Source organism: Kitasatospora sp. NPDC056651, from assembly GCF_042792155.1.
Lineage (GTDB): Bacteria > Actinomycetota > Actinomycetes > Streptomycetales > Streptomycetaceae > Kitasatospora.
In genome coordinates, this window is sequence record NZ_JBHTWX010000127.1 from 1 (window position 1) to 26,741 (window position 26,741).

At 72.7% G+C, this 26,741-nt stretch carries 27 protein-coding genes; 10 read left to right on the forward strand and 17 right to left on the reverse strand.

The window, feature by feature from the left end; all coding sequences use genetic code 11:
- Positions 1-16: 16 nt before the first annotated feature.
- The 6 genes from ACFRAR_RS33380 to ACFRAR_RS33405 all read right to left on the reverse strand — a co-directional run bounded on the left by ACFRAR_RS33380 (position 17) and on the right by ACFRAR_RS33405 (position 5,944).
- Entirely contained in the window at positions 17-964 is a 948-nt protein-coding gene (locus ACFRAR_RS33380) for a beta-ketoacyl-ACP synthase III (protein WP_380703141.1), read from the reverse strand.
- 122 nt (positions 965-1,086) lie between these two features.
- Positions 1,087-2,391, reverse strand: coding sequence for a L,D-transpeptidase family protein (locus tag ACFRAR_RS33385; protein ID WP_380703143.1), 1,305 nt, complete (start codon positions 2,389-2,391; stop codon positions 1,087-1,089).
- Positions 2,392-2,508: 117 nt separating this feature from the next.
- Positions 2,509-3,672, reverse strand: coding sequence for an aminofutalosine synthase MqnE (gene mqnE, locus ACFRAR_RS33390; RefSeq protein WP_380703145.1), 1,164 nt, complete (start codon positions 3,670-3,672; stop codon positions 2,509-2,511).
- A gap of 53 nt (positions 3,673-3,725) precedes the next feature.
- A complete protein-coding gene (locus ACFRAR_RS33395) occupies positions 3,726-4,688 on the reverse strand; it encodes a threonine/serine dehydratase (protein ID WP_380703146.1) in 963 nt (320 codons plus the stop codon).
- A gap of 3 nt (positions 4,689-4,691) precedes the next feature.
- Positions 4,692-5,150 (reverse strand): Lrp/AsnC family transcriptional regulator, encoded by a 459-nt coding sequence (locus ACFRAR_RS33400; RefSeq protein WP_030055719.1) that lies wholly within the window; start codon positions 5,148-5,150, stop codon positions 4,692-4,694.
- 119 nt (positions 5,151-5,269) lie between these two features.
- Positions 5,270-5,944, reverse strand: coding sequence for a UbiX family flavin prenyltransferase (locus ACFRAR_RS33405; protein WP_380703148.1), 675 nt, complete (start codon positions 5,942-5,944; stop codon positions 5,270-5,272).
- An 89-nt stretch (positions 5,945-6,033) separates the two neighbouring features.
- Between ACFRAR_RS33405 and ACFRAR_RS33410 the strand changes: the two genes are divergently transcribed.
- From ACFRAR_RS33410 to ACFRAR_RS33425, 4 genes are all read left to right on the forward strand, one after another.
- A complete protein-coding gene (locus tag ACFRAR_RS33410; protein ID WP_380703150.1) occupies positions 6,034-6,777 on the forward strand; it encodes a cyclase family protein in 744 nt (247 codons plus the stop codon).
- A gap of 81 nt (positions 6,778-6,858) precedes the next feature.
- The gene (locus tag ACFRAR_RS33415) at positions 6,859-7,575 is read left to right on the forward strand and encodes an MOSC domain-containing protein (RefSeq protein WP_380703152.1); all 717 of its coding nucleotides are present in this window, start codon (positions 6,859-6,861) and stop codon (positions 7,573-7,575) included.
- 275 nt (positions 7,576-7,850) lie between these two features.
- Entirely contained in the window at positions 7,851-8,606 is a 756-nt protein-coding gene (locus ACFRAR_RS33420) for an alpha/beta fold hydrolase (protein ID WP_380703155.1), read from the forward strand.
- Positions 8,607-8,792: 186 nt separating this feature from the next.
- The gene (locus ACFRAR_RS33425; RefSeq protein WP_380703157.1) at positions 8,793-9,587 is read left to right on the forward strand and encodes a hypothetical protein; all 795 of its coding nucleotides are present in this window, start codon (positions 8,793-8,795) and stop codon (positions 9,585-9,587) included.
- Positions 9,588-9,623: 36 nt separating this feature from the next.
- Here ACFRAR_RS33425 and ACFRAR_RS33430 read toward each other — a convergent pair whose 3' ends face one another.
- From ACFRAR_RS33430 to ACFRAR_RS33440, 3 genes are all read right to left on the reverse strand, one after another.
- Entirely contained in the window at positions 9,624-9,977 is a 354-nt protein-coding gene (locus ACFRAR_RS33430; protein ID WP_380703159.1) for a hypothetical protein, read from the reverse strand.
- Positions 9,978-10,234: 257 nt separating this feature from the next.
- Entirely contained in the window at positions 10,235-11,134 is a 900-nt protein-coding gene (gene mqnP, locus ACFRAR_RS33435) for a menaquinone biosynthesis prenyltransferase MqnP (RefSeq protein ID WP_380703161.1), read from the reverse strand.
- Entirely contained in the window at positions 11,131-12,588 is a 1,458-nt protein-coding gene (locus ACFRAR_RS33440) for a menaquinone biosynthesis decarboxylase (protein WP_380703163.1), read from the reverse strand. The genes mqnP and ACFRAR_RS33440 overlap by 4 nt, the downstream gene beginning before the upstream one ends.
- A 92-nt stretch (positions 12,589-12,680) precedes the next feature.
- On the opposite strand from ACFRAR_RS33440, the gene ACFRAR_RS33445 reads away from it, so the two are divergent.
- The 4 genes from ACFRAR_RS33445 (at position 12,681) to ACFRAR_RS33460 (ending at position 16,292) form a co-directional block, all read left to right on the forward strand.
- Positions 12,681-13,103 (forward strand): PLD nuclease N-terminal domain-containing protein, encoded by a 423-nt coding sequence (locus ACFRAR_RS33445; RefSeq protein WP_380703165.1) that lies wholly within the window; start codon positions 12,681-12,683, stop codon positions 13,101-13,103.
- Between the two features lie 452 nt (positions 13,104-13,555).
- Positions 13,556-15,157 (forward strand): acyl-CoA carboxylase subunit beta, encoded by a 1,602-nt coding sequence (locus ACFRAR_RS33450; RefSeq protein WP_380703167.1) that lies wholly within the window; start codon positions 13,556-13,558, stop codon positions 15,155-15,157.
- Positions 15,158-15,238: 81 nt separating this feature from the next.
- Entirely contained in the window at positions 15,239-15,448 is a 210-nt protein-coding gene (locus ACFRAR_RS33455) for an acyl-CoA carboxylase epsilon subunit (protein ID WP_380703169.1), read from the forward strand.
- Between the two features lie 229 nt (positions 15,449-15,677).
- Positions 15,678-16,292 (forward strand): ScbR family autoregulator-binding transcription factor, encoded by a 615-nt coding sequence (locus tag ACFRAR_RS33460; protein ID WP_380703172.1) that lies wholly within the window; start codon positions 15,678-15,680, stop codon positions 16,290-16,292.
- Between the two features lie 124 nt (positions 16,293-16,416).
- Here ACFRAR_RS33460 and ACFRAR_RS33465 read toward each other — a convergent pair whose 3' ends face one another.
- Positions 16,417-17,058: a ScbR family autoregulator-binding transcription factor gene (locus ACFRAR_RS33465; RefSeq protein WP_380703174.1), complete on the reverse strand. Its 642-nt coding sequence runs from the start codon at positions 17,056-17,058 to the stop codon at positions 16,417-16,419.
- Between the two features lie 348 nt (positions 17,059-17,406).
- On the opposite strand from ACFRAR_RS33465, the gene ACFRAR_RS33470 reads away from it, so the two are divergent.
- Positions 17,407-18,534, forward strand: coding sequence for a ScbA/BarX family gamma-butyrolactone biosynthesis protein (locus ACFRAR_RS33470; protein WP_380703176.1), 1,128 nt, complete (start codon positions 17,407-17,409; stop codon positions 18,532-18,534).
- A gap of 37 nt (positions 18,535-18,571) precedes the next feature.
- Here ACFRAR_RS33470 and ACFRAR_RS33475 read toward each other — a convergent pair whose 3' ends face one another.
- The 7 genes from ACFRAR_RS33475 to hemL all read right to left on the reverse strand — a co-directional run bounded on the left by ACFRAR_RS33475 (position 18,572) and on the right by hemL (position 25,685).
- The gene (locus ACFRAR_RS33475) at positions 18,572-18,976 is read right to left on the reverse strand and encodes a hypothetical protein (protein WP_380703178.1); all 405 of its coding nucleotides are present in this window, start codon (positions 18,974-18,976) and stop codon (positions 18,572-18,574) included.
- A 124-nt stretch (positions 18,977-19,100) separates the two neighbouring features.
- The gene (ccsB, locus tag ACFRAR_RS33480) at positions 19,101-20,225 is read right to left on the reverse strand and encodes a c-type cytochrome biogenesis protein CcsB (RefSeq protein WP_380703180.1); all 1,125 of its coding nucleotides are present in this window, start codon (positions 20,223-20,225) and stop codon (positions 19,101-19,103) included.
- Positions 20,226-20,228: 3 nt separating this feature from the next.
- Positions 20,229-22,013: a cytochrome c biogenesis protein ResB gene (locus ACFRAR_RS33485; protein ID WP_380703182.1), complete on the reverse strand. Its 1,785-nt coding sequence runs from the start codon at positions 22,011-22,013 to the stop codon at positions 20,229-20,231.
- Positions 22,014-22,015: 2 nt separating this feature from the next.
- Complete coding sequence (locus ACFRAR_RS33490; protein WP_380703184.1) at positions 22,016-22,807, reverse strand: cytochrome c biogenesis CcdA family protein; 792 nt, start codon at positions 22,805-22,807, stop codon at positions 22,016-22,018.
- Positions 22,804-23,418 (reverse strand): TlpA family protein disulfide reductase, encoded by a 615-nt coding sequence (locus ACFRAR_RS33495; RefSeq protein WP_380703186.1) that lies wholly within the window; start codon positions 23,416-23,418, stop codon positions 22,804-22,806. Before ACFRAR_RS33495 ends, ACFRAR_RS33490 begins: the two co-directional genes overlap by 4 nt.
- Positions 23,419-23,625: 207 nt before the next feature.
- Complete coding sequence (locus ACFRAR_RS33500; RefSeq protein WP_380703192.1) at positions 23,626-24,276, reverse strand: histidine phosphatase family protein; 651 nt, start codon at positions 24,274-24,276, stop codon at positions 23,626-23,628.
- 80 nt (positions 24,277-24,356) lie between these two features.
- Positions 24,357-25,685, reverse strand: coding sequence for a glutamate-1-semialdehyde 2,1-aminomutase (hemL, locus tag ACFRAR_RS33505; RefSeq protein WP_380703188.1), 1,329 nt, complete (start codon positions 25,683-25,685; stop codon positions 24,357-24,359).
- Between the two features lie 450 nt (positions 25,686-26,135).
- On the opposite strand from hemL, the gene ACFRAR_RS33510 reads away from it, so the two are divergent.
- Positions 26,136-26,618: a hypothetical protein gene (locus ACFRAR_RS33510; protein WP_380703190.1), complete on the forward strand. Its 483-nt coding sequence runs from the start codon at positions 26,136-26,138 to the stop codon at positions 26,616-26,618.
- The last annotated feature ends 123 nt before the right edge of the window (positions 26,619-26,741 follow it).

Consider the following 26,741-nt stretch of genomic DNA (forward strand, 5'->3'; position numbering starts at 1 on the left):
GGCCCGGGTCGTTCGATCAGGGGCAGCGCACGACCTGCCCGGCGTAGGCCAGGCCGCCGCCGAAGCCGAAGAGCAGCACCGGGTCGCCGGGCGAGAGCTCGCCGCGCTCGACCAGCTTGGAGAAGGCCAGCGGGATCGAGGCGGCCGAGGTGTTGCCGGAGTGGACGACGTCCCGGGCGACCACCGCGTCCGCGGCGAGGCCCAGCTTGCCGGCGATCGCGTCGATGATCCGCAGGTTGGCCTGGTGCGGCACGAAGCCCTTCAGCTCGGCCGGGTCGATCCCGGCCCGCTCGCAGGCCTGGCGGGCCAGCGGGGCGAGCTGGGTGGTGGCCCAGCGGAAGACGGACTGGCCCTGCTGGCTGATCACCGGGTCCCAGCCGGTGATCACCACGGCGTCGCCCCGCTCGGGCTCGGAGCCCCAGACCACCGGGCCGATGCCGGGCTCGGCGCCGTCCTCCTGGGCCTCGACCAGCGCGGCGCCCGCGCCGTCGGCGAAGATCACGCAGGTGGAGCGGTCGGTCCAGTCGAGCGTGTCGGTCATCCGCTCGGCGCCGATCACCAGCGCGCGGCGGGCCGAGCCGGCCCGGATCGCGTGGTCCGCGGTGGCCAGGGCGTAGGAGAAGCCGGAACAGACCGTGTTGATGTCGTACGCGGCGGGGGAGCGCACGCCCAGCCGGGCGGCCACCGCGGCGGCGGTGTTGGGGCTGCGCTCGATCGCGGTACAGGTGGCGACCACGACGAGGTCGATCTCCGCAGCCGTCCGGCCGCCGTTGGCGAGCGCCTTCTGCGCCGCCTCGGTGGCCATGTCGACCAGGCTCTCGTCCTCGGCGATGTGCCGGGTGCGGATGCCCACGCGGGTGCGGATCCACTCGTCATCGGTGTCGACGAGTGCCGCCAGGTCGTCGTTGCTGAGGACCTTGGGGGGCTGGTAGTGGCCGAGTGCCACAATGCGCGAACCGCTCATACTGCCATGGAACCGCGTTACCGGCTGGTCGGCTGGGTACGACCGGTGACAGGATCCGCCCCCGTGATCTGTAGGAGATCCACAAGGGGCGTTGCGGCGCCTGGGCCGTGCTCCCGCCGGGCTCAGGCCGCCAGCGTCGGCGCGTCGCCCATCACGATGACCGGGTGGGCGGCCGGGTCCAGGGTGCGGATCAGCTGGGCCATCTTGTCCTCGGGGATCGACACGCAGCCGTGGGTCGGGCCGTCGTGGTCCACGTGGAGCCAGATGCCGCCGCCCTTCTTGGAGCCCATCGGGCGGCGCGGGTCGAGCGGGGAGTTGCCGGCGACGCGGTTGTAGTTGATCGCGACCACGTAGTCGAAGGAGCCGGCCAGCTGGTCGCCGAAGAAGCCCGTGCCGGAGACCACGAAGCTCGGGTCCTTGTCGTACGGGAGCCTGCTGCCCGGGTCCGCCTTGCGGCCGCCCGCGTCGGTGAGGCTGAAGACGCCGATCGGGCTGCGCAGGTCGCCCTCGTTGTGGTCGGCGGTCCAGCCGTTCTTGCCGTTGTGGCCCTGCCAGGTCTCGCCGGCCAGCCAGCGGCCCTCGGGGGTGCGGGTCCAGAGGACGACGGTGTTCTTGTCGGTGTTCTTGTCCTGGCCGGAGGCGACCACGACCTGGGTGGTCTCGGCGGGGATCTTCGCCGTGAAGGCCGCGCCGAGGCCGGGTATCGCGGCGACCGAGCCGTCCTGGCGGGCCTGGCCGCGGGCGGCGGCCGGGGCCGCGGACTGCCGGTCGGAGGCCGCCTGGGCGGCCGCCGGGTTCGGGCCGGGCTGGTCGGGCTTGCTGACGCCCTCGGGGCCGGGCCCGTCGGCGGCGGCGATGCCGGGCTTGGCGTCGTCCTGGCCGACGGCGTACCAGCCGGCGGTGGCGGCGACCAGCAGGGCGGTGCCGGCCATCATGGCCTTGCCGTGACGTTTCGGCTTGGCCTTGCGCCGCCGGCCCCGGGCGGCCGACCGGGCACCCTCCCCCGGGGCGGCGGCGAGCACCACGGGCTCGGGCACCAGCGGGGCCGGTTCGGGCGCGGGCACGGGTGCGGCGGCGTAGACCGAGTCGGACTCGTAGCCGGACCCGTAGCCGGGTGCGGCCTGGTACCGGACGGGCTCCGGGCCGGGCTCGTACGACGGGACCGGCTCGTACGACGGGACCGGCTCGTACGGCGGGACCGGCTCGTACGACGGGACCGGCTCGTACGACGGGACCGACTGACCGTACGTCTCGGAGTACCCGTCAGGGGCCTGCTCGTACGGCTGGTAATCGCCGTAGTGGTAGCCCTGCTGGACCGGCTGCTGGTAGGCCTGGGAGCCCTCGTACCGCTGCGGTGGCATCAGGTCGCCCGGCTCCCGCATCGGCTGGTGCGACGGGTACGCGGTGGCACGATCAGAACCGGACATGCCTTCGATCCTGCCAAACGCCGTACCCGTTGGTAAACCCGCCCCCCGTGCGGAGGCCGTGAAGACAACCGCCGCCCGGGCCGGGGAGCGGCTCGGGCGGCGGGGACGTTCCGCAGGTCAGAGGCGCATCGCCTGCGGCGTCTCACGGCGCGCCAGGTCCGGGCCGTCGTACTCGCGGATGATCTCGTAGCGGGTGTTGCGCTCCACCGGGCGGAAGCCGGCGTCCCGGATCAGGCCGAGCAGGTCGTCGCGGCCGAGCTTGTTCGGGGTGCCGAAGTTGTCCGCGTCGTGGGTGATCTTGTACTCGACCACCGAGCCGTCCATGTCGTCCGCGCCGTGGCTGAGCGCCAGCTGGGCGGTGGTGACCCCGTGCATCACCCAGAAGACCTTGACGTGCGGCACGTTGTCGAAGAGCAGCCGGGAGACGGCGAAGGTCTTCAGTGCCTCGGCGCCGGTGGCCATCTCGGTGCGCGCCATCAGCTTGTTGCGCACGACGCCGTCCTTGGAGTCGTGGAAGTCGTGCTGGTAGCGCAGCGGGATGAAGACCTGGAAGCCGCCGGTCTCGTCCTGGAGCTCGCGCAGCCGCAGCACGTGGTCCACCCGGTGGCGGGGCTCCTCGATGTGGCCGTACAGCATCGTGGCCGGCGTCTTGAGGCCCTTGCTGTGCGCGAGGCGGTGGATCCGCGACCAGTCCTCCCAGTGGGTGTCGTGGTCGACGATGTGCTGGCGGACCTCCCAGTCGAAGATCTCCGCGCCGCCGCCGGTCAGCGACTCCAGGCCGGCGTCGATCAGCTCGTCCATGATCTCGTCGGCGGGCAGGCCGCTGATCTTCTCGAACCAGTGGATCTCGGTGGCGGTGAAGGCCTTCAGCGAGACGTTCGGCAGCGCCGCCTTCAGCTCCCGCAGCGAGCGCGGGTAGTAGCGCCACGGCAGGGTCGGGTGCAGGCCGTTCACGATGTGCAGCTCGGTGAGGGAGTCGACCTCCATCGCCTTGGCGAGGCGGACGGCCTCCTCGATGCGCATCGTGTACGCGTCCTTCTCGCCCGGCTTGCGCTGGAACGAGCAGTACGCGCAGGACGCGTTGCACACGTTGGTCATGTTGAGGTGGCGGTTGACGTTGAAGTGGACGACGTCGCCGTTCTTCCGCGTCCGCACGTGGTGGGCCAGCCCGCCCAGCCAGGCCAGGTCGTCGCTCTCGTAGAGCGCGATCCCGTCCTCGCGGGTCAGCCGCTCACCCGCGTAGACCTTCGCCTCCAGCTCGCGCTTGAGCCCTGCGTCCATGCGGTGCCCCGCCTCCTCCGACATTCGATTCGTTGCCGGAGACGAGGTTACGCCTATGCCGAGAGCAGCTCGGCGAGCAGTGCCGGGTCGATGTTGCCGCCGCTGACCACGGCCGCCACCGTCCGGCCCCCGGTCTCGGCGGCGCGGTGGAAGTACGCGGCCGGGGCGACCGCCCCGGAGGGCTCGGCGACCAGCCGGCCGCGGCGGGCCAGCACGGCCACGGTCTCGCGGATCTCGTCCTCGGTGACGGTGACGATGTCGTCCACGTAGGCGGTGACGTGCTCGAACGGCAGCACGCCCAGGGACGGGGTGCGCAGCCCGTCCGCGATGGTCCGGTAGGTGTCGGCGACCGGCCACTCGACCCGGCGGCCGGCCCGCAGGCTGGCCCGGGCGTCGGCGGCCAGCTCGGGCTCCACGCCGATCACCCGGACGCCCGGGCGGGTGAGCTTGAGCGCGGCCGCCGTGCCGCCGATCAGGCCGCCGCCGCTGACCGGCACCAGGACGGTGTCCAGCTCGGCCGGGGCGTCCTCGGCGATCTCCAGGCCGACCGTGCCCTGGCCCGCGATGATGAACGGGTCGTCGTAGGGCGGCACCCAGACGTAGCCGTGCTTCTCGGCCAGCTCCCCGGGCAGGACGTCCCGATCCTGGGGCGCGACCAGGATCACCTCGGCGCCGAACGAGCGGGTGGCGTCCACCTTCACGGCGGGCGAGGTGTCCGGCATCACGATCACGGCCTTGATGCCGAGCGTCCGGGCCGCGTACGCGACCGCCTGCGCGTGGTTGCCGCTGGACTGGGCGACCACGCCGCGGGCCCGCTCGTCCTCGGTGAGCGCGGCGAGCCGGTTGTAGGCGCCGCGGGTCTTGAAGGCCCCGGTCGGCTGGAGGTTCTCGGGCTTCAGCCAGAGCCGCCGCTCACCGTCGGCCGCCCAGGGGGCGGGGACCAACGGGGTGCGCACGGCGACCCCCGCGATCCGCTGCCGGGCGGCGCGCAGCTCCTCCAGACCGACCAGTGCCATACGTCACTCTCCTACAGGAGGAAGTTCACTCACCCGGTTCTCCCACTTCGTGGAGAGTACGACGGTGGTGCGGGTCCTGGCCACGCCCTTCGTGCCCGAGATCCGCTTGACCACCGATTCCAGGCCGGCCACGTCGGCCACCCGGACCTTGAGCATGTAGGAGTCGTCGCCGGCGATGAACCAGCAGTCCTCGACCTCGTTGAGGTCCTTCAGCCGGAACGCCACGTCCTCGTGGTCGGCGGCGTCGGTGAGCTGAAGGCCGATCAGGGCCGTGACGCCGAAGCCGAGCGAGGCCGGGTTGACCGTCGCCCGGTAGCCGGTGATGACCCCGGCCTGCTCCAGGCGGTTGATCCGGTCAGTGACGCTCGGGCCGGAGAGTCCGACCAGCCGGCCCAACTCGGCGTAGGACGCACGGCCGTTTTCCCGGAGCGCCTGGATGAGCTGTCTGTCCACCGTGTCCATATACCGTCCGCGTCCTTCCGAACCTCACCAGACCCACAGATCATTATCCGGATTCAAAGGCGCCATGCGCCGACCGACCCGGATATCGCAGAGAAGATACTCTCCCTCCCTCGGTCTCCTTACTCCCCCTCAGGCCGGGCGGCGTCGCCGTCGGCCGTCCTGCGGGCGGCCGCTCCCAACTCCCCTTCCCAGCGCAGGTACAGGGAATGCGGCACACCGACGGCGTCCAGCACCCGGCCGGCCACGAAATCCACCAGCTCACGGACGGTGGAGCCGCCGGCGTAGAAACCGGGGGACGCGGGCAGCACGACCGCCCCCTGCGCGTCGAGCTCCACCAAGTGCTTCAACGTCACCCCGTTGAGTGGTGCCTCGCGGACGCAGACGACGAGCGGGCGGCGCTCCTTGAGGGTGACGCTGGCGACCCGCTGGAGCAGGTCCTTGCTCAGGCCGAGCGCGATCCCGGCCACCGCGCCGGTGGTCGCGGGCACCACGAGCATGCCCTTGGCGGGGTAGGAGCCGCTGGACGGGCCGGCCGCGAAGTCCCCGGCGGGCCAGTAGCGGACGTCGTCCAGGCCCTGGTCCGTCCCCAGCCAGGCGGCGAGGTCGGTGACCCAGTGGGCGTCCCGGAAGGAGATGCCGGTCTCGTCCAGGATGGTGAGCCGGGCGGCGCGGCTGACGATCAGGTCCACCGCCTCGCCGGCCGCCAGCAAGGCGCGGATCACGGAGGCCGCGTACGGCGTCCCCGACGCTCCCGAGACCCCGACCACCCACGGCTGACGCTTCGCAGTTCCCATGGGGCAATTCTGTCCCGGCTCGACCGGCGCGTTCGGCCCGGGCGGACCGGGAGGGTCCGGAACCCACCGGCCCCTGGAAGGATGGGGGCATGCCAGCGACCCTCGTCGACCTCACCCATCAGGTGACCACCGCGATGCCGGTCTACCCCGGCGATCCGGCCGTCCTGCTGGAGCCCGCGCTCACCACGGCCACCGCCGGGGTGAACGTGCTGGCCCTGCACCTCGGCTCGCAGTCCGGGACGCACGTGGACGCGCCGTACCACGTGGACGTCACCTGGCCGACCCTGGACGGGCTGCCGCTGGAACGGTTCGCCGGCCCGGCCGTGGTCGCCGACCTGCGCGGACTGGAGCCCCGGACGGCCATCACCCCCGGGCTGCTGGCGCCGGCGCTGGAGCGGGCCGCCGAGGGCACCGTCCTGCTGCTGGCCACCGGCTGGGCCCGGCACTGGGGCACCGACACCTACCTCGCCCACCCCAGCCTGACCCCGGCCGCCGCCGAGGCGATCGTCGCCGCCGGGGTGCGGACGGTCGGGGTGGACGCGCTCAGCGTCGACCCGACCCCCGCCCCGGGCCCGGGCGACCCGGCCGTGGCCGCCCTGCTCGCCGACCTCACCGACGAGCACGACCACGCCACCGCCGACGAGCCCTCGCTCGCCGCGCACCGGGTGCTGCTGGGGGCGCCCGGCGGCGGGGTGATCGCCGAGAACCTGACCGACCTGCGGCCGCTGCTGGCGGCCCAGGAGGCGGGCCTGCCGGTGGAGGTCTCGCTGTTCCCGCTGCGGCTGGTCGCGGCGGACGGCGCGCCGGTGCGGGCGGTGGCCCGGCTCGGCTGAACCGGCCGGGCCGAACCGGCGAGTAACCTCTTGGCACTTGGTCTAGACCATCCCCCGTAAGCGCCAGTACGCTTTCCGGCCATGGCTGAGATCATCGGAGTGGTCGAGCGGATCTGGCGCTACCCCGTGAAATCCACCGGCGGCGAACGGCTCGACTCCGTCGACGTGGACGAGCGCGGCCTGGCCGGAGACCGCCTCTACGCCGTCCGCGACGCGGCCGGGAAACTCGGCTCGGGCAAGGACACCCGCCGCTTCCGCCGGATGGACGGCCTGCTCCGCCTCTCCGCCCGGCTCGGCCGCCGGATCGACGGGCCCGAACTGTTCGACCCGCTCGGCCGTCCGGTCGAACGGCCGAACGCCTTCCTGCGCGCCTACCTCCAGCTCGACGACGTCGAGCTCGCCCGCGAGGACGCCGTCTCGCACTTCGACCGGCTGCCGGTCAGCGTGCTCAGCACCGCCACCCTGGAGTGGTTCGGCGAGGCCGTGCCCTTCACCGTGGTCGACGAACGCCGGTTCCGCCCCAACATCGTGCTGCGCACCCCGCCCGGCACCCCGCCGTTCATCGAGGACGCCTGGCTGGGCCGCCAGGCCCGCGGCGAGGCCCCGGGCAGCGCCCGGCTCTCCTTCGTCGCCTCCAGCGAGCGCTGCTCGATGACCGGCGCCCCGCAGCCCGGCCTGCCGCACGCGCCCGAGATCCTCAAGGCCGTCGTGCACGCCCACGACGGCCGGCTCGACGCCCTCGCCGAGGTCGCCGCCCCGGGCCGCCTGCGGGTCGGCGACCGGCTGACGCTGGACTGACGGCACCCCGCCGCCCGCCGGCCTCGTGCGGCCGGACGGCACCGAGGGCGAGCACCTCGCGCTCGGCGCCGTCGAGGTCCGCCACGTCGAGGCCCGCCGCGTCGAGGCCCGCCGCGTCGACGTCGGGTGTGCCTGCCGGGGGCGCTCCGGGTCGGACCACCGGGGCGGGCGGTGGTCCGACGCGCTGGGAACGGAGCACCGGCGGGGAGCGGCGGCAGGAGGTTCGCCGTGGACCGTCCGTTCGGGCGGGCGGTCCGCGGGGAACGACCGGTGGCATGACGATCCCTCACCACCTGACCGGCACCGGCGACCACCACGTCCTGGTCCTGCACGACTGGTTCGGCACCAGCGCCGGCTGGGGCCCGTTCCTCGACTACCTCGACGGCGACGCCTTCGGCTACGCCTTCCTCGACTACCGCGGCTACGGGCGGCGCAAGGACGTGCCCGGCGCCTACACCCTCGCCGAGATCGCCTCCGACGCGCTCGCCCTGGCCGACCAGCTCGGCTGGGACCGCTTCTCCCTGGTCGGCCACTCGATGGGCGGGAAGGCGGCCCAGCAGGTGCTCGCCGAGGCGCCGCTGCGGGTGCGCAAACTGGTCGGCCTGGCCCCGGTGCCCGCCGGGGCGTACCCGCTGGACGAGGCGGGCGCGGCGCTGTTCTACGGCGCCGCCGAGGACCGGGAGAAGCGCTTCGCGATCCTCGACCTGGTCACCGGGCAGCGGGCCGGCCGGGTCTGGCTGGACCGGATGGTCGACCAGTCCCTCAGGCTGTCCACCCCCGAGGCCTTCGGCGGCTACGTCCGCGACTGGGCGACGGCCGACCTGGAGCGCCGGATCAGCGGCAACCCGGTGCCGGTCAAGGTGATCGTCGGCGAGCACGACCTGGCCCTCACCGCCGAGGTGATGCGCGGCACCTTCCTCTCCCACTACCCCAACGCCGAGCTGGAGGAGCTGGGCGGCAGCGGGCACTACCCGATGTACGAGACCCCGGTGGCCCTGGCGGCGTCACTGGAGGGCTTCCTGCACAACTGACCCGCTCGGCCGGGGTTTCCGCGGCTGACCGCCCGCGCCCCGCACGGCCTCGGGCGGCGGGGCCCGGGGCGAGTCCGCAGGTGGCGGCGGGCGCGCGGGAGTCGGCGCGCACCCCCTAGACGCTGACGCATGGACCCGAGACCCGTGCGCATTGGGCGTCTCATCCTTCTCGTTTACGTTCGAGGCATGACAGAAAAGCGAGTTGACGACGCGTCGCCGGTGCTGGTGGTCGGCGCTTCCGGAGCGGTCGGGCGGCACGTCGGGCTCCAGCTCGCGGCCGCGGGCGTACGGGTGCGGACGCGGGCGCCGCACGACCCGCTCGACCCGGCGTCGCTGGAAGCGGCGGTGCAGGGCACGGACGCGGTCCTGCTGGGGTGGCCGTACCCGACGGCGGACGGGGCCGCGGAGGTGGTGGGGGTGCTGGCCCGGGAGGTCGGGCGGGTGGTGTTCCTGTCCTCGGCCGTCCCCGGCCGCCCGGAGGGCCGGGTCGAGGCGCTGCTCGCCGCCAGCGGGGTGCGGCACACCGTGCTGCGGGCGCACGGCTTCGCCGCCGCGCTGCGGTGGGCCGAGGACATCAGGGCCGGCCGCCCGGTGCGGGGCTACGGCGGCGCGGCCGGGCTGAACCCGGTGGACGAGCGGGACATCGCGGCGGTCGCCGTCCGGGCCCTGGTCGAGGACGGCCACGACGGCGCCCGGTACGTGCTGACCGGCCCGGAGTCGCCGACCCAGGCGGAGCAGGTGGAGATCATCGGCGCGGCCACCGGCCGGCCGCTGAGCTGGGAGGAGATCCCCCGCGAGACCGCCCGCCACCGCATGCTGACCACCGGCCTGCCCCCCGCCGCCGTCGACGCCGCCCTGGACTTCGTGCACGCCCTCACCACCGCCCCGCGGCCCGCTACGACGACCGTCCGGGACGTCACCGGCCACCCCGCCCGCGGCTTCCGCGCCTGGGCGAAGGAGCACGCCTCCCTGTTCCGCTGAGCCGGTCCACGGGCGCCGAGCGGGTTCCGCGGTTCGTCAGCGGAGGGGCGCGGGCGGGCCGGGCTCCGTCGGGCCGGTGCCCGGCAGGGGCGGTCGGGCGGTGTCGCGGACGCGCACGCGGGGGCGGAGGGTGCCGTCGGGCGCGTGCTCCCGGGCGACGCGGTAGTACCCGGCCTCCGTCAGCTCCCCGATCGCCCGCAGGATCTCCGCCAGGTCCGGCGCGCAGGAGGGGTCGGTGTGGTGCCAGTCCGCCTCGATCCACTCGTCGGGGCGGCCGAGGAGGTCGAGCAGGACGGTCAGGGCGGCGTAGGTGAGGCGGCCGTCCATCAGCTCGGTCGGGACGGTGGTGGTGGGGCCCGGGTCGTCGCCGCGGTGAACGATGATGCGCATGGGTTCGCTGCTCCTGGTGCCGTACCCCCGGGGCCGGTGGCGCCGCCGGGGCGTTCCCTCGATTGCGCCGCGGAACGTAACACGCGTGCGGGGCCCCTCGTCCGGCCGATCGGCCGATTGCCGGAGTGCGAGAAAGCCCGAGGGCGCACGAACGCCGACGCGCGCCGGGTCCGATGCCTTCGGGGCTCGGTCGGCGCGCGCGGGTCGGAGGGTGTGCCGGGTTCGGGGGGTGTGCCGGGTTCGGGGGGTGTGCCGGGTCAGACCCCGAGGCCGCGGACGACCAGGTCCACCAGGGCGAAGAAGAACAGCGAGACGCCCACGAAGCTGTTGGTCTGGAAGAACGCCCGGTTGAGTTTCGACAGGTCGTTCGGCTTGACGATGGTGTGCTCGTACACGAACGCGCCCGCGACGACCGCCAGGCCGATCCAGAACGCCACCCCGGCGCCGGTCAGCAGCCCGAACCAGCCCAGCAGCAGCGTGGTCAGCGCGTGGCACACCCGCGCGCCGCGGATGGCCGCCGGCACGCCGTACCGGGCGGGCACCGAGCGGACCCCGTTCTCCCGGTCGGACTCGACGTCCTGGCAGGCGTAGATCAGGTCGAACCCGCCGATCCAGATGCCGACGGCCGCGCCCAGCACGACCGCGTCCCAGGACCAGCGGCCGGTCACCGCGAGCCAGGCGCCGCCCGGCCCCATCGCCTGGGCCAGGCCCAGGATCGCCTGCGGGAAGTTCGTGAACCGCTTGCCGTACGGGTAGACCACCATCGGCACCACGGCCACCGGCGCGAGCACCAGGCAGAGCGGGTTCAGCAGCGCGGCGGCGCCGAGGAAGACCACCAGCGCGACGGCCGAGCCGATGTACGCGGTCCTCAGCGACACCGCGCCGGTGACGAGTTCGCGCGAGGCGGTCCGCGGGTTGCGGGCGTCGATCTCGCGGTCGATGATCCGGTTCGCCGCCATGGCGAAGGTCCGCAGCCCGACCATGCAGACCGTGACGACGAACAGCTGGCCCCAGTGCACCCGCTCGTCGGCGAGGAACATGGCCGTCAGGGCGGCGATGTAGGCGAAGGGCAGGGCGAAGACCGAGTGCTCGATCATCACCAGGCGCAGGAAGGCCTTCGCGCGCCCCGGGGTCTCGACCGCAGCCGCGGTGCTCACAGTCCGTACTCCTTCCAGCGGCGCGACACCAGCGCGGCCGTGGCCGGGTCCGAGGAGACCATCTCCGGCCAGCCGCCGTCCCGGGTGTAGCCCTCCTCCGGCAGCTTGCGGGTGGCGTCGATGCCGGCCTTGCCTCCCCAGAACTGCTGGTACGAGGCGTGGTCCAGATGGTCCACCGGCCCCTCGACCACCGTGAGGTCACGGCTGTAGTCGACGTTGCCGAAGGCCCGCCACGCCACCTCCTGGTAGTCGTGCACGTCGCAGTCCGAGTCCACCACGATGATCAGCTTGGTGAGCGACATCATGTGGGCACCCCAGATCGCGTGCATCGTCTTCTGGGCGTGCTTGGGGTACTTCTTGTCGATCGAGACGATCACGCAGTTGTGGAAGCCGCCGGCCTCGGGCAGGTCGTAGTCGACGATGTCCGGGATGATGATCTTCAGCAGCGGCAGGAAGAAGCGCTCGGTGAACTTGCCCAGCGGGCCGTCCTCCGTCGGCGGGCGGCCGACCACGATGGACTGGAGGATCGGACGGCGGCGCATCGTCACGCAGTCGATCGTCAGCGCCGGGAACGGCTCCTGCGGGGTGTAGAAGCCGGTGTGGTCGCCGAACGGGCCCTCGGGCAGCATCTCGCCGGGCTCCAGCCAGCCCTCCAGCACCACCTCGGCGTCGGCCGGGACCTGGAGCGGCACCGTCTTGCAGTCGACCATCCGCACCCGCTCCCCCGCGACGAAGCCGGCGAAGAGGTACTCGTCGATGTCCCCGGGCAGCGGCGCGGTGGCCGCGTAGGTGACGGCCGGCGGGCAGCCGAAGGCGATCGCGACCGGGAGGCGCTCGCCCCGCTTGGCCGCCACCGCGTAGTGGTTGCGGCTGTCCTTGTGGATCTGCCAGTGCATGCCGATGGTGCGGCGGTCGTGCCGCTGGAGCCGGTAGAGGCCCAGGTTGCGCACGCCGGTGTCCGGGTCCTTGGTGTGGGTCAAGCCCAGGTTGAAGAAGGAGCCGCCGTCCAGCGGCCAGGTGAAGAGTGCGGGCAGCTCGTCCAGGTTGACGTCGTCGCCGGTGAGCACGACCTCCTGCACCGGGGCGTCACCGGACTTCACGTTCCGGGGCGGCACGTGCGCGATCGAGGCGAGCTTGCCGAAGGCGTCCCGGAAACCGGTGAATCCCTGCGGCAGCTCCGGCTTGAGCAGGCCGGCGATCTTCTCCGAGATGTCGTCCGGCCCCTTGAGGCCGAGCGCCTTGGACAGCCGCCGCTCGGTGCCGAAGACGTTCATCGCCAGCGGCATCGACGAGCCCTTGACGTTCTCGAAGAGCAGCGCGGGGCCCTTGGCCTTCTGCACCCGGTCGACGATCTCGCCGATCTCCAGGTGAGGGTCCACCTCCGCCTTGATGCGCTTGAGGTCGCCTTCGCGGTCGAGGGCCCGGAGAAACGAGCGGAGATCGTCGTATGCCATGTCTGTCAGTATCCGCCACCAGATAGCCTGGCTCGGTCAAGGGCCCTGCCAGGCGCCCGTCACTACCACCGTTGCGGGGGGAGATCGCGGCCATGTTGCGGATTCTGCTGACCATCATCCTTCCGCTGGCGCTCTGGGTCTGGGCGTTCGTGGACTGCCTGACCACGCCCGAGGACGAGGTGAAGCACCTGCCGAAGGTGGTCTGGGTGCTGATCGTGCTGCTCTTCCCGCCGCTGGGCCCGATCGCCTGGCTGGTCGCCGGCAAGCAGCGCGGCTTCCTGCCGGCCGCGTCCGCCGGGGCCCGTCCGGGGCAGCCGGCCGACGACCGCCCGGGCCGCCCGGCCCCGCGCGGCGGGCGCCCGTTGGCGCCGGACGACAACCCCGAGTTCCTCGCCTCGTTGAAGAAGAACAACAAAGAGCACGAGGACATGCTGAAGCAGTGGGAGGCCGATCTGCGCCGTCGCGAGCGGGAGCTGCGCGACCGCGACGAGCCCGAGGAGGGCAGGAAGCCCTGATCGGAGCGGGTCCGCCCGCTCGCTCGGACAGCCCACCCCCACCGTTCGGGGTGGGCTTCGGCGTTTTTGGTGCTTCCCTACGAGAATCCGCACTTCGGGCCGAATGGGGGCCGGTCGGCCGCCCCGCTCGAGCGGGCCTTGAGCGCTACCCGAGATGGCCGCCTTACCTTACTGAAAGACGGCCCTGACCTGCGCTTTTGTTAACGCTCAGATCATCGGACCATCATCTGTCTGACAACTCCCGGTATCCATGTGAACACCGAGCGCTCAGGATCCGAACGGACCGCTTCTGTACAGGCCTGACAGCTAAACGAACTGGACCTTGTACGGAATCGACGCCGAAACCAGCGCACGGCCCCTCGTACAGTCATAAGTGAAGAAAGTGATTCGCAGCCGGGGGCACAGCAGACGTTGGCTGTCGGACAGTTCCCTCACCCTTGGAGTGGTTCGAGATGACGGTTGTGCATGAGGCGCCGGTCGACGGCGAGGTCCACGAGGTCCCGGCCGACGCCCGCGGGCGGGTCGCCGAGCTGCACGAGCTGCGCGAGAAGGTCCGTCGCGGCCCCAGCGACAAGGCCACCGAGGCCCAGCACGCCAAGGGCAAGCTGACCGCCCGCGAGCGCATCGAGCTGCTGCTGGACGAGGGCTCCTTCCACGAGGTCGAGCCGCTGCGCCGGCACCGCGCCCAGGGCTTCGGCCTGGAGGCCAAGAAGCCGCACACCGACGGCGTGATCGTCGGCTGGGGCACCGTGCACGGCCGCACCGTCTTCACCTACGCGCACGACTTCCGGATCTTCGGCGGCGCGCTGGGCGAGGCCCACGCCCAGAAGATCCACAAGATCATGGACATGGCCATCGCGGCCGGTGCCCCGCTGGTCTCCCTCAACGACGGCGCCGGCGCCCGCATCCAGGAGGGCGTCACCGCGCTCGCCGGCTACGGCGGCATCTTCCAGCGCAACACCAAGGCCTCCGGCGTCATCCCGCAGATCTCGGTCATGCTCGGCCCCTGCGCCGGCGGCGCCGCCTACAGCCCCGCGCTCACCGACTTCGTCTTCATGGTCCGCGAGACCTCCCAGATGTTCATCACCGGCCCCGACGTCGTCCAGGCCGTCACCGGCGAGAAGATCACCCAGAACGGCCTCGGCGGCGCCGACGTCCACGCCGGCGTCTCCGGCGTCTCCCACTTCGTCTACGACGACGAGCAGTCCTGCATCGAGGAGGTCCGCTACCTCCTCTCGCTGCTGCCCCAGAACAACCGCGAGATGCCGCCCTCCGTCGCCACCGAGGACCCCGTCGACCGCCGCAACGACACCCTCCTCGACCTCGTCCCCGCCGACGGCAACCGCCCCTACGACATGCGCAAGGTCATCGAGGAGATCGTCGACCACGGCGAGTACCTCGAGGTCCACGAGCGCTGGGCCACCAACGTCCTGTGCGTCCTCGCCCGCGTCGACGGCCACGTCACCGGCATCATCGCCAACCAGCCGCAGTCCCTGGCCGGCGTCCTGGACATCAACGCCAGCGAGAAGGCCGCCCGCTTCGTCCAGATGTGCGACGCCTTCAACATCCCGCTCCTCACCCTCCTCGACGTCCCCGGCTTCCTGCCCGGCGTCGACCAGGAGCACGGCGGCATCATCCGCCACGGCGCCAAGCTCCTCTACGCCTACTGCAACGCCACCGTGCCGCGCATCTCCCTGATCCTGCGCAAGGCCTACGGCGGCGCCTACATCGTCATGGACTCCCGCTCCATCGGCGCCGACCTCTCCTACGCCTGGCCCACCAACGAGATCGCCGTCATGGGCGCCGAGGGCGCCGCCAACGTGATCTTCCGGCGCGAGATCAACGCCGCCGAGGACCCGGACGCCATGCGCGCCCAGAAGATCAAGGAATACAAGAACGAACTGATGCACCCGTACTACGCGGCCGAGCGCGGCCTCGTCGACGACGTCATCGACCCCGCCGAGACCCGCCAGGTCATCGCCTCCGCCCTGGCCATGCTCCGCACCAAGCACGCCGACCTGCCCAGCCGCAAGCACGGCAACCCGCCGATGTAGCGGCACGCTCCACCGCGCAGCCCGTACCGGCAACCGCCTCAGACCACCTCAGACCACAGCAACCGGGGGAGAAACCAGGACATGACCGCTTCCGCCGAACCCCTCGTCCGCATCGTCCGCGGCAGTCTCACCGACGAGGAGATCGCCGCCCTGACCGCCGTCCTCGCCGCGCGCGCCGCCGCCGCGCAGCAGGCCGCCGCCAACGCGCCGCTGGAGCCGATCGCCAACTGGCGCCGTCTGGAGCGCCGCCCGGCGTACTACTCGCCGGTCAGCTGGCAGCAGGCCGCCTGACGGCCCACGGCCCGAGCCGACGGCCGGTCACCCCACCCGGGTGACCGGCCGTCGCGCGTCCCCGGGGCGCTCCGGCGCGTGCGCCGTGGGTGTGCGCGGGCTTCCACACCTGCCCGGGGGGCGTGAAGCGGCTCGGTAGAATACCTACTGGACGGTATGCGTCCGCCGCCCAGTCCGCCCCCGTAGGATCGGCCGCTGCCGAGTACCAGAACTTTCCAGGGAGGCTGCGATGGCCAGGCAGGCCCGCGCGCTGGCGACCCGCCAGGCGGTACTCGTCGCGGCGGCCGAGGTGTTCGACGAGCGGGGCTACGCCGCCGCCACGATGTCCGAGATCCTGGACCGCGCCGGCGTCACCAAAGGCGCGCTGTACTTCCACTTCACCTCCAAGGAACAGCTGGCGCTCGCCGTCATCATCGAGGGTCAGGGCGCCTGGATCTCCGGCTGGGAGCCTGCCTCGGACAGCGCGGTGCAGAACCTGATCGACCTCGGGTACGCCTTCGCCCGCGCGCTCCAGACCGACCCGCTGGTGCGCGGCAGCATCCGGCTGACGATCGAGCACGGCAGCTTCACCCAGCCGCAGATCGCCGCCTACCAGGGCTGGATGGACACCGCCCGCGAGCTGTTGGAGCAGGCCCGGAAGGCCGGGGACCTCCACCCGGGGATCGACCTGACCGCCGCCGCCGGGGTGATCACCGGGGCCGTCACCGGCATCCAGCTGAGCTCCCAGGTGCTGGCCGACCGCACGGACCTGATCCAGCGGATGTCCGACTTCTGGACGCTGGTGCTGCCCGGTCTCGTCCAGCCGCACGCGCTCGCCCGGCTGAGCGTCGCCGAGCGGGCCTGAGCGTCGCCGGGCGGACCTGAGCGTCGCCGAGCGGGCCTGAGCGTCGCCGGGCGGGCCTGAGCGTCGCCGGGCGAGCTGAGCCCGCGCGGGCGCGCGTCGTGGCGCCGACCGCCGCCGGGGCCGCTCAGACCCGGTAGCCGGCCCGGTTCTCGGCCGCCACCAGGGCCGGCAGCGCGGCCGTCCAGAGCCGGCTCACCGCCTCCGGCCCGGGCCGGCCGACCCCCTCCCCCGCGATCAGCACCTGGCCGGCCGCCGCCGCGATGAGCAGTTCGGCGGCGGCCCGCCGGTCCACCTCGGGGCACAGCTCGCCGGCCTCGGCGGCCCGGTCCAGCAGCCGGTGGACGACCGCGGTGAGGCTGTGCCAGACGATCTCCGGGCCCGTCGGGGGCGGCCCGGGCGGGCCGTCCGGGGCGCCGTCCCGGCGGGCTCCCTGGCCGCCGAGCCGGACGCCGGCCCGCACCACCAGGTCCTCGCGGAGCATCCGGGCCAGCTCGTGCGAGAAGTCGATCAGGCCCTGGAGCGCCGGGCCCTCGGCCCGCAGGGCCCGCAGCGCGGACGAGCCGACCTCCCGCCCGGCGGCGCGGCGCACCCCGTCGGCGAGGGCCTGCTTGGACACGAAGTGGAAGTAGAGGGCCCCTTTGCTCACCCCGGCCCGGCGGCTGATGTCGACCAGGCTGGCGGCCTCGAAGCCCACCTGCGCGAAGGTCTCCGCGGCGGCGAGCAGTACGGCCTGCCGGGTCCGCCCGGCCCTCTCCTGCTTGACCACTGGCCCCCTCCGGACTCGGCCGGGCGCGATCCCCGCCCCACCCGGCTGCTGTCGGCGCGCCCCCTGCGGGGCCGCGCTCGCATGCGGACGGGTGCCCCGAAACCGCATGGTTGGTATCTAATCTAGCGCCTGCTCCGTTTCCGCCGTCCAGCGGGCACGACCCCTCCATCCACGGCTCGGGCTGGCCCGAACAGGCATTCCCCCAGTCCACGGGAAGGGTGCCGGGAGCGGGCCGGAGAGTGCCGCCGAGGGCACCCCCGGTCGGCTAACCAAACCGGGTGGTCTGTATGTTTTCCTCGGACGGCCGTGGCGGCCGCTCCGACCGACACCCTGAAGCGGGGGCCAGTCATGCCATCGATCGTAGAGCCGGACCCGCACCGCCCGTATTCCCACCCCGGCCCGGGCAGCGGCCGCGGCGGCGGCTTCGACTTCCACGACGGCCCCGCGACCGGCTACGACTTCCACGACCGGACCGTCTCCCGGCACCTGGTGCACCGCGCCTCGGTGTCCGAGGTGTTCCTCACCGGCTGGCAGGCCACCGGCCCGTACGACTTCCTGCTCGGCGCCCAGTGGCCCCGGCTGCACGGCTTCTACCGGCTGCCCGGAGACCGCTACCACGACCCCGTGCTGATGGCGGAGACCATCCGGCAGGCCGGGCTGCTGGTCGGCCACGCCGGGTTCGGGGTGCCGCGCGGCCACCACTTCGCCATGGAGGACCTCTCCTACGCGCTCGGCGAGCCCGGGCTGCCGGGCCTGGCCGTCACCGCCGGCCCCGCCTCGCTGATGCTCGCCGTCGGCTGCGAGGACGTCCGGATGCGGGGCGGCCGGCTGTCCTCGCTGCGGGTGCACGTCGAGGTCACCCGGGACGGCGCGCCGATCGGCCACGGCACCGGCCGGCTGCGGGTGATCTCCCCCGCCTCGTACGCCCGGCTGCGCGGCCCGGCGCGGCGCACCGTCGCACCGCGGCCGCCGGCGCCCGCCGCGCCCGAGCTGGTCGGCCGGGCACAGCCCGCGGACGTGGTGCTCAGCCCGACCCTGGCCCCGGACACCTGGCTGCTGCGCGCCGACGCCACCCACCCGGTGCTGTTCGACCACGAGCTGGACCACGTGCCCGGGATGCTCGTGCTGGAGGCCGCCCGGCAGGCCGCCCAGCGGCTGCGCCACCCCCGGCCGGTGGTGCCGGTCGAGCTGGTGACCTCCTTCGACCGCTACATCGAGCTGGACCGGCCCTGCTTCGTCCGGGCCGTCCCCGAACCGGTCCACGGACCGGCCGCCGGGCCGGGCGCGGCGGCCGACCGGCTGCCGGTGCGGGTCCAGCTGGTCCAGGACGGCCGGACGGCGGCCGAGTGCCGGGTGCTCACCGCACCGGTGGACGGCCCGGCCGAGAGCCAGGCCGCACCGGACCGGCGGGACGCCTACGACGGCCGCCCCGCCGCGCCGGGCCTCGGCGGCAGCCGGCTGCCGCTGGCCAGCTAGGCCCTGTCCGGCCGGACAGGGCCTGGGTCCGGTCCGGTCAGGCGGCCACCAGGGCGGCCGGCCGGCCCGCGTGCATCACGCTGAGGTTGGTCGCCAGCCGGACCTCGTCCTGGGCCAGCCAGAGCCGCAGCGCCGCGCCCAGGGCGGCACTGGCCGACTCGATCCGGACGTCGGTGATCTGGGCGATCCGGGCCGCGCCGGGCACCAGCAGGTCGGCCAGCGGGGTGGGCAGCCAGACCGTCAGGGCGCACGGCGCGGGCACCGCCAGCGCCCCCAGCAGCCGGTAGGCGTCCCCCGGCGCGCTGAGCGTCGGGATGATGTCCAGCAAGGCGTCGGACACCACCTCGGACACGTCACTCCGGTGTCCCTGGGCGAGCCGGCGGAGCAGCATGCGCTCGGCGGCGGTGATTCGGACGGTCAGCATGACCTCGTCGCACTCCATCGCGCGATTTCCTCCTCAGTTCCCTCTCGCGCCGGCCGGCGGCCGACGCGCACTACCCCTGTTTGTGACTCGGCCCGGCTACCTGTGGGAGAGAGCCGGGCCGGTGGGTGATCGTGTGCCCCGGTCAGATCCCCGCGTAGGAGTGCTTTCCGGTGACGAAGATGTTCACGCCGTAGTAGTTGAAGAGCCAGCAGGCGAACGCCGCCAGCGCCAGGTAGGCGGCCTTGCGGCCCTTCCAGCCGGCCGTCGCGCGGGCGTGCAGGTAGCAGGCGTAGGCGACCCAGGTGATGAACGACCAGGTCTCCTTCGGGTCCCACTCCCAGTACTTGCCCCAGGCCGCCTCGGCCCAGATCGCGCCCGCGATGATCGTGAACGTCCACAGCGGGAAGACCAGGGCGTTGATCCGGTAGGACAGCTTGTCGAAGGTCGACGCGGCGGGCAGGCGGCGCCAGAGCGAGGCCGAGGTGCCCAGCGGGCCGGTGGTCAGGCCGGCCGCGACGCGCTTCTCGAAGGAGTCCTTGCCGAGGTACAGCAGCGTGGCGATGAACGCCGCGTAGAAGGCGCCGCCGCAGAAGATCGCGGTGGAGACGTGGATCGCCAGCCACGGCGAGTGCAGTGCCGGGACGAGCTGCTCGGAGTCGGTGTACAGCACCGTGGTGGCGATGCCGAGGGTCAGCAGCACCGCGAGCACGACCGGCAGGCCGAGCCAGCGGACCTTCTTCTTCGCGGCCAGCAGCACCAGGTACGCCGCCGTCATGGCGAAGCCGAAGGCGCAGGAGAACTCGTACATGTTGCCCCACGGCCAGCGGGACACCGACAGGCCGCGGGTGACGATCCCGGCCACGTGCAGCAGCGCCGCGAGCACGGTGAGCGAGACGGCGATCCGGCCGGCCAGGTCGGCCTTCAGGTCGGTGCCGGCCGCGCCCGGGCCGTCCTCCTCCTCGGCGCCGCGCCCGCTGGTGACCACCGTCGCGCCCTCGCCCGCGACCGCGGTGCGGGTGAGCGTGGTGGTGCCGCCGCCGGCCCCCGCCACGGTGACGGTGACCTTCTTCGCGCCCTTCGGCGCCGCGACGGTCTCGCCCAGGTTGCCCGACTGCTCCTTCGAGCGGACGGCGACCGCGCCCCTGCTGCCGAAGGTCCACTCGATCATGTGGGCGAACATGGCGAGGGTGTAGACCACCATCGCCGAACGGATCAGGTTGTTGGAGAGGTCGGCCAGCTGTGGGTCGACCGCCGAGGCGAGTTGCACCGTCTACTCCTTGGAGTTCTGGTCGGCAGGGACTGCGGGGGCTGAGGCCTCGGCCTCGGCGGTGGCGGTGGCGGGTGCTGTGTCGGTGGCGGGTGCTGTGTCGGGCGTGGCGCCGGCTTCCCCGGCGCCGTCCTCGTCCCCGTCCTCCTCGGAGGCCGGGGCGTCGTCCTGGAGGTCCACCGCGAGCTCCGCCAGCTCCTCGGCGATCTTCGCCGACTCGCTGCGGGCCAGGCCGGCCAGTTCCACCTGGGTGCCGCCGCCCGGCAGGGCGACCGCGCGCACCCAGATCCGGCGGCGCTGGATGAACAGCGAGCCGATCAGACCGAGGATCGCCAGCACGCCGCCGGCCAGGGCGATCTCGTTGCCGGGGCGGTGCGTGATGTTGAAGCTGGCCCACTGCTTGTAGCCCTCGAAGGTGACGGTGCCGTAGCCGTCGGGCAGGGTCCAGCCCTGGCCGGGCTTGAGCCGGGCCTTGGCCGGCTGGCCGTCCTGGGTGAGCTGGGTCAGCTTGCGGGTGTTGAGCTGGTAGACGTTCTGCGGCAGGCCGGAGTCGGTGCCGAGGTCGCCCGCGAAGGCGTTCAGCACCAGCTGGGGGTCGGCGTCGCCGGGGAACAGCGAGATCGGGCCGGTGCGCTCGAAGCTCGGCGAGGCGGTCGGCAGGAAGAAGCCGGAGAAGCCCAGCTGGGTCCTGGTGCCGTCGGGGCCGTCGCCGTAGTCGGAGACCTTGACGACGCCCGTGGAGGTCAGGTTGCCGTCCTGCGGCAGGAAGGGGACGGCGCCCTGGTAGACGACGTCGCCCTTGCCGTTCCGGACGGTGACCATCGGGGCGTAGCCGTGGCCGATCAGGTAGACCTTGCTGCCGCCGACCTCCAGCGGGTGGTTGACCTCGATCGTCGACTTCTTCAGCTTCGACTCGTCGCTGCCCTCGTAGTACTCGACGTGCGCGGTGAACTGCCGGGCCGCGCCCATCTGGTCGCCCTGGTCCTGGAACTTCGAGGTGAAGCCGTCCAGCTTCAGGTAGAAGGGGTCGAGGTCCTGGCTGCCGTAGAACCGGGTGCCGGTGAAGTCGTCGAGCTGGGTGATGGTGTTGGAGTAGCCCTCGCCCGCGACCATCAGCTTGCCGCCGGTGCCGGCGGCCAGGCTGGACCAGGCGAAGCCGCCGAGCAGCGCGAACAGCGACAGGTGGAACAGCAGGTTGCCGACCTCGCGCAGGTAGCCCTTCTCGGCGGCCACGGCGCCGCCGGACAGGTGGGCGCGGAAGCCGCGCTCGCGCAGCAGCCGGTGCGCGGCGGCGTTCACCTTCCCGGCGTCCGCCTCGGTGCGCCAGACCGCGTGCACCGGCATCCGGGTCAGGACGCGCGGGGCGGCCGGCGGCTGGGAGCGCAGCACGCCGACGAACTGCCAGGTGCGCGGGACGATGCAGCCGGCCAGCGAGACGAACAGCAGGATGTAGATCGCGGAGAACCAGACCGAGCTGTAGACGTCGAACAGCTGGAGCTTCTCGTAGATCGGCGCGACCGTGGTGTGCTGCGCCTTCCAGGTCTGCACCTTGAACTGGTTCTGGCCGTTCTGCGGGATCAGCGAACCGGGGATGGCGGCCAGCGACAGCAGGAACAGCAGGATCAGGGCGACCCGCATCGAGGTCAGCTGACGCCACATCCAGCGGGCCCAGCCGAACGCGCCTATGCCGGTCGGTCCGTCGGACTCGACCGGCGCGGTGCTGAGCCGCTCCGCGGCGGCGTCGTCCGGCGCCTCGGGCCGCTCGGTCTCGGTCGTGGTCTTGCTCACGGTCAGATTCCGATCTGGAAGTCGGCGGTCCAGGACTGCAGCTGGCTCATCATCGAATCCCAGATCCCGGTGACGAGCAGCAGACCGACCACGACGAGCATGCCGCCGCCGATCCGCATGACGAGCGGGTAGTGCCGCTTGACCCAGCCGAAGGCGCCCAGCGCCCGGCGGAAGGCCACGGCGGCCAGGATGAACGGTACGCCGAGGCCCAGGCAGTAGAAGGTGGTCAGCAGCGCGCCACGCTGGGCGTCGGCCTGGTTGAGGGCCAGGTTCTGCACGGCGGTCAGGGTCGGGCCCATGCACGGGGTCCAGCCGACGCCGAAGACCACCCCGAGCATCGGGGCCCCCAGCAGGCCGACGGCCGGGCGGCGGTGCGAGCGGACCTCGCGCATGCTCAGTCCGGGGACCAGGCCCATGAACGCCAGGCCCATCACCACGGTGAGCGAGCCCAGCACGATGCTGATGATCCGCTTGTAGTCCTGGAGCTCCTGGCCGAAGTAGCCGAACAGGGCGCCGGTGGAGACGAACACCGCGGTGAAGCCGAGGATGAACAGCACCACGCCGAGCAGCATCCGGCCGCGCCGCGACCCGCGGGCGTCCGCGAGGTCGGCGGCGGAGAAGCCGGTCACGTACGAGAGGTAGCCGGGGACCAGCGGCAGCACGCACGGCGAGAAGAACGACGCCAGCCCGGCCACCAGCGCGACCGGGGCGGCGGCCAGCAGCGCGCCGCTCTGGACGGTCGAGGTGGTGTCGGCGAGCTGGAGCACGGCCGGGTACGAGGGCGGGAGACTCACTTCTGCTGCTCCGCGACCACCGGCTGGAGGATCGACTCCAACGCCTCCTCGGTGGTGCCGCCGACGGCGCGGGCGGCCAGCTTGCCGTCCCGGTCGACGATCAGGGTGGTCGGGATGGACTGCGGGTTGAGGCTGCCCTTGGCGAACTTGAGCAGCTGGGTGCCCGCCGGGTCGAAGATGCTCGGGTAGGTGACGCCCTGCTCCTGCTCGAAGCGGACGGCGTTCTGCTTCTCGGTGTCCCGGGTGTTGATGCCGAGGAACCGGACGCCCTGGTCCTTGTACTTCTCCGAGACGGTCTGCAGGCTCTTGGCCTCGGCCCGGCACGGGCCGCACCAGGAGCCCCAGACGTTCAGCACGACGACCTTGCCCCGGTAGTCGGAGAGCTTGGCCGGGGTGCCCTCCAGGGTGTCCCCGGTGATGTCCGGCGCGTCCCCGCGCTCGCCGGGCTCCGCCTTCGACAGGTTGGTGCCCTTGACCGTGACGAAACCGACCTGACCCTCGCCGCTCGACGAACCCGAGGAGGAGCAGCCGGTGAGGGCGAGCGCAGCGGCGGCGACGGTAGCGGCGGCTGCTGCGGCGACACGGGGACGGGGGCGCGTCATGGCAGACATGTGAAAAGTTTCGCATGGAGTTCCGGGCGGGTTCGCCGGGGTCCTGCCTTGCGCGTCGCACCCCCTCTGACCTGCGACGAAATCGGGTCACCGGGCGCTCGCCAGGTGACCCGGAATCATACTTACGTACCGCTTACGCGAGGTGCGCGCGGGCGCTCCGGGGCGCGCGCGGGCGGTGTTCCGCCGCTTGCGCGCCCCGGGCGGAGGCTACGCGCCGAAGCTCTTACCCACCGGCTTGTCGCCCTTGCGGCCCTTGCCCACCAGGTGGGCGGGCAGCAGGTCACGGGCCGGCTCGCGGTAGCCGACCGAGACGATCTTGTCGCCCTCGAAGGTGAAGCTGGTCAGCGAGGCCAGCGAGCACTGCCGGTTCCGCGGGTCGTGCCACAGCCGGCGGCGCTCCACGAAGGAGCGGACGATCCAGATCGGCAGCTGGTGGCTGACGCAGACCGCCTCGTGCCCGCGCGCGGCGTCCCGGGCGGCGCCGAGCGCGCCCATCATCCGCACCACCTGGTCGAGGTACGGCTCGCCCCAGGAGGGCTTGAACGGGTTGGTGAGGTACTTCCAGTAGCCCGGGTTCCTCAGCGAACCGTCGCCGACGCCGAAGGTCTTGCCCTCGAAGACGTTCTCCGCCTCGATCAGCCGCTCGTCCGCCGCGACGTCCAGGCCGTGCGCCTCGGCGATCGGCGCGGCGGTCTCCTGCGCCCGCTCCAGCGGGGAGGCCACCACGTGGGTGATGTCCCGGTCGGCCAGGTCCTCGGCGACCCGCTCGGCCATCTTCCGGCCCAACTCGGACAGGTGGTAGTCCGGCAGGCGCCCGTACAGGACGCCCTCCGGGTTGTGCACCTCGCCGTGCCGCATCACGTGGACGACGGTGATCTCTTTGGCGCTCACTTCTCGACTACTCCTGGGGATCGGGTTTCGGGCCGGTACGGACCGGGTCAGGCCGTGGCGGCGGCAGCGGCGCGCGCGGCGGCCGGCAGGGCGGCGGCGATCCGCTCGATCGCCCGCTCGTCGTGGGACGCCGAGACGAACCAGGACTCGAAGGCGGACGGCGGCAGGTAGACGCCCTCGGCCAGCATCGCGTGGAAGAAGGCGGTGAAACGGTACGCTTCCTGGGTCCTGGCCTCGTCGTAGTTCGTGACCGGGGCCTCGGTGAAGAACACCGAGAACATGTTCCCGGCGGTCTGGAGCCGGTGCGCCACGCCCTCCTTGGTGAGCGCGTCGGCGACCAGGCCGGAGACCTCGGCGGCGACCTTGTCCACCGTCGCGTACACCTCGTCGGTGCAGCCGCGCAGCTGAGCCAGGCCCGCCGCGGTGGCGACCGGGTTCCCGGACAGGGTGCCCGCCTGGTAGACCGGGCCGGCCGGGGCCAGGTGGGCCATCACGTCGGCGCGGCCGCCGAAGGCCGCGGCCGGGAAGCCGCCGCCCATGACCTTGCCGAAGGTCAGCAGGTCCGGCGCCCAGCCCTCGTTCGCCGCCTCCAGGCCGTACCAGCCGGCCTTGGAGACGCGGAAGCCGGTCATCACCTCGTCGGAGACGAACAGCGCGCCGTTCTCCCGGCAGAGCCGGGCCAGGCCGCCGTTGAAGCCGGGCAGCGGCGGGACGACGCCCATGTTGCCGGGCGAGGCCTCGGTGATCACACAGGCGATCTCGCCCGGGTGGGCGGCGAAGGCCCGCTCGACGGCGGCCAGGTCGTTGTACGGCAGCACGATGGTGTCGCCGGCCTGGGCGCCGGTGACGCCCGGGGTGTCCGGCAGGCCGAAGGTGGCCACGCCGGAGCCGGCGGCGGCCAGCAGGGCGTCCACGTGGCCGTGGTAGCAGCCGGCGAACTTCACCACCTTGGCCCGGCCGGTGAAGCCGCGGGCCAGCCGGATCGCGGACATGGTGGCCTCGGTGCCGGAGGAGACCAGGCGGACCTGCTCGACCGGGGCGACCCGGGAGACGATCTCCTCGGCCAGCTCGACCTCGCCCTGACCGGGGGTGCCGAAGGAGGTGCCGCGGGTGACGGCCCGCTGGACGGCGTCGAGGACCGCGGGGTGCGCGTGGCCGAGGATCATCGGACCCCACGAGCACACCAGGTCGACGTACTCGCGGCCGTCGGCGTCGGTGAGGTAGGGACCGCTGCCGGACACCATGAAGCGCGGCGTGCCGCCGACCGCGCGGAAGGCGCGCACCGGGGAGTTCACGCCGCCGGGCGTCACCACGGAGGCGCGGTCGAACAGCGACTGGGACTGGGGGGCTTCGTAGGGGTAGCTCACAAAAGACATGGTCTCAAATCGTGTCCTCGCGCTCTGCATGTCCGACCCGATCATCTGGAACGATGATCCGGGCACCGTTGTCTGTACGGTTGTCCGTACAGCGGGGGCCGCTGACTGCACCGGACCGGGGACCAGTCAGACTGTGCACACAGAGTGCACAGGCGTTCCGGTTTGTGTGCAGGGGTGTGAAGAGGACTGCCGCGTGCCGCGAGTGGGTACGGCGGCGCATGACGGGTAAGGAGCACGGCCGGTGGGACGCCGGGCGTGCGGGGGTCTGTCGATTCCGGCGAATTCCGGCGAATTCCGGTGAGGATGGTCCGAGTGTCCGAGGCGCAGGACGGCTACGACGAGGCCGCGGGGGGCTCCCGCCGACCCGCCGAGGCCCCACGCGGGGGAACGGGAGCGGGGACGGGTCGTGGTCGCCGCGGCGGTGAGAGGCGGGGCGAGGGACACGTGGGAGTGACGTACAAGTACTTCGGTGCCCCCGACCGCGCCACCGCCGCCAGGGTCCCCACCGCCCTCGGCCCGGGCGGGCTCGGCCTGGAGGCCGGCGAGCTCGGCGCGCTGGGGCGGCTGGGCGACCTGATGGAGACCAGCGGCTCCCCCACCGGCCACCTCTCCACCAAGATCAAGCCGGAGACCATGAGCGCCATGGTGCTCACCGGCATCCAGGGCGTCGCGCTGCACCAGGTGCCGCCGCTGGAACTGGTCGTGCTGCACCCCGACTACGCCGTCGTCCAGCTCCCCCACAACGTCGTCGAGCCGCTGCGCAAGGCCGACGAGACCGAGCTCGGCGCCGCCGCCTTCATCTGGTCCACCGTCCCGGACCGCCGCGGGCCGCGGGACGCGTTCGTGATCTACAGCATGCTGCACGAGTGGCAGGACTTCGCCAACCGGCTGCACGAGGCCGGGCACCAGCTGTACTGCCTGGTCTGGCCGTAGGGCCGCCACCGGACCGCTCCCGGCCTCCCACCGGCTTCCGGCGGGAGGCCGCCCGTGCGCCCGGCGGCCTCCGTGCCGGAGGGAGCCGTGGCGCGCGAACGGGCCGCCGCCCTCGCGCGGGGG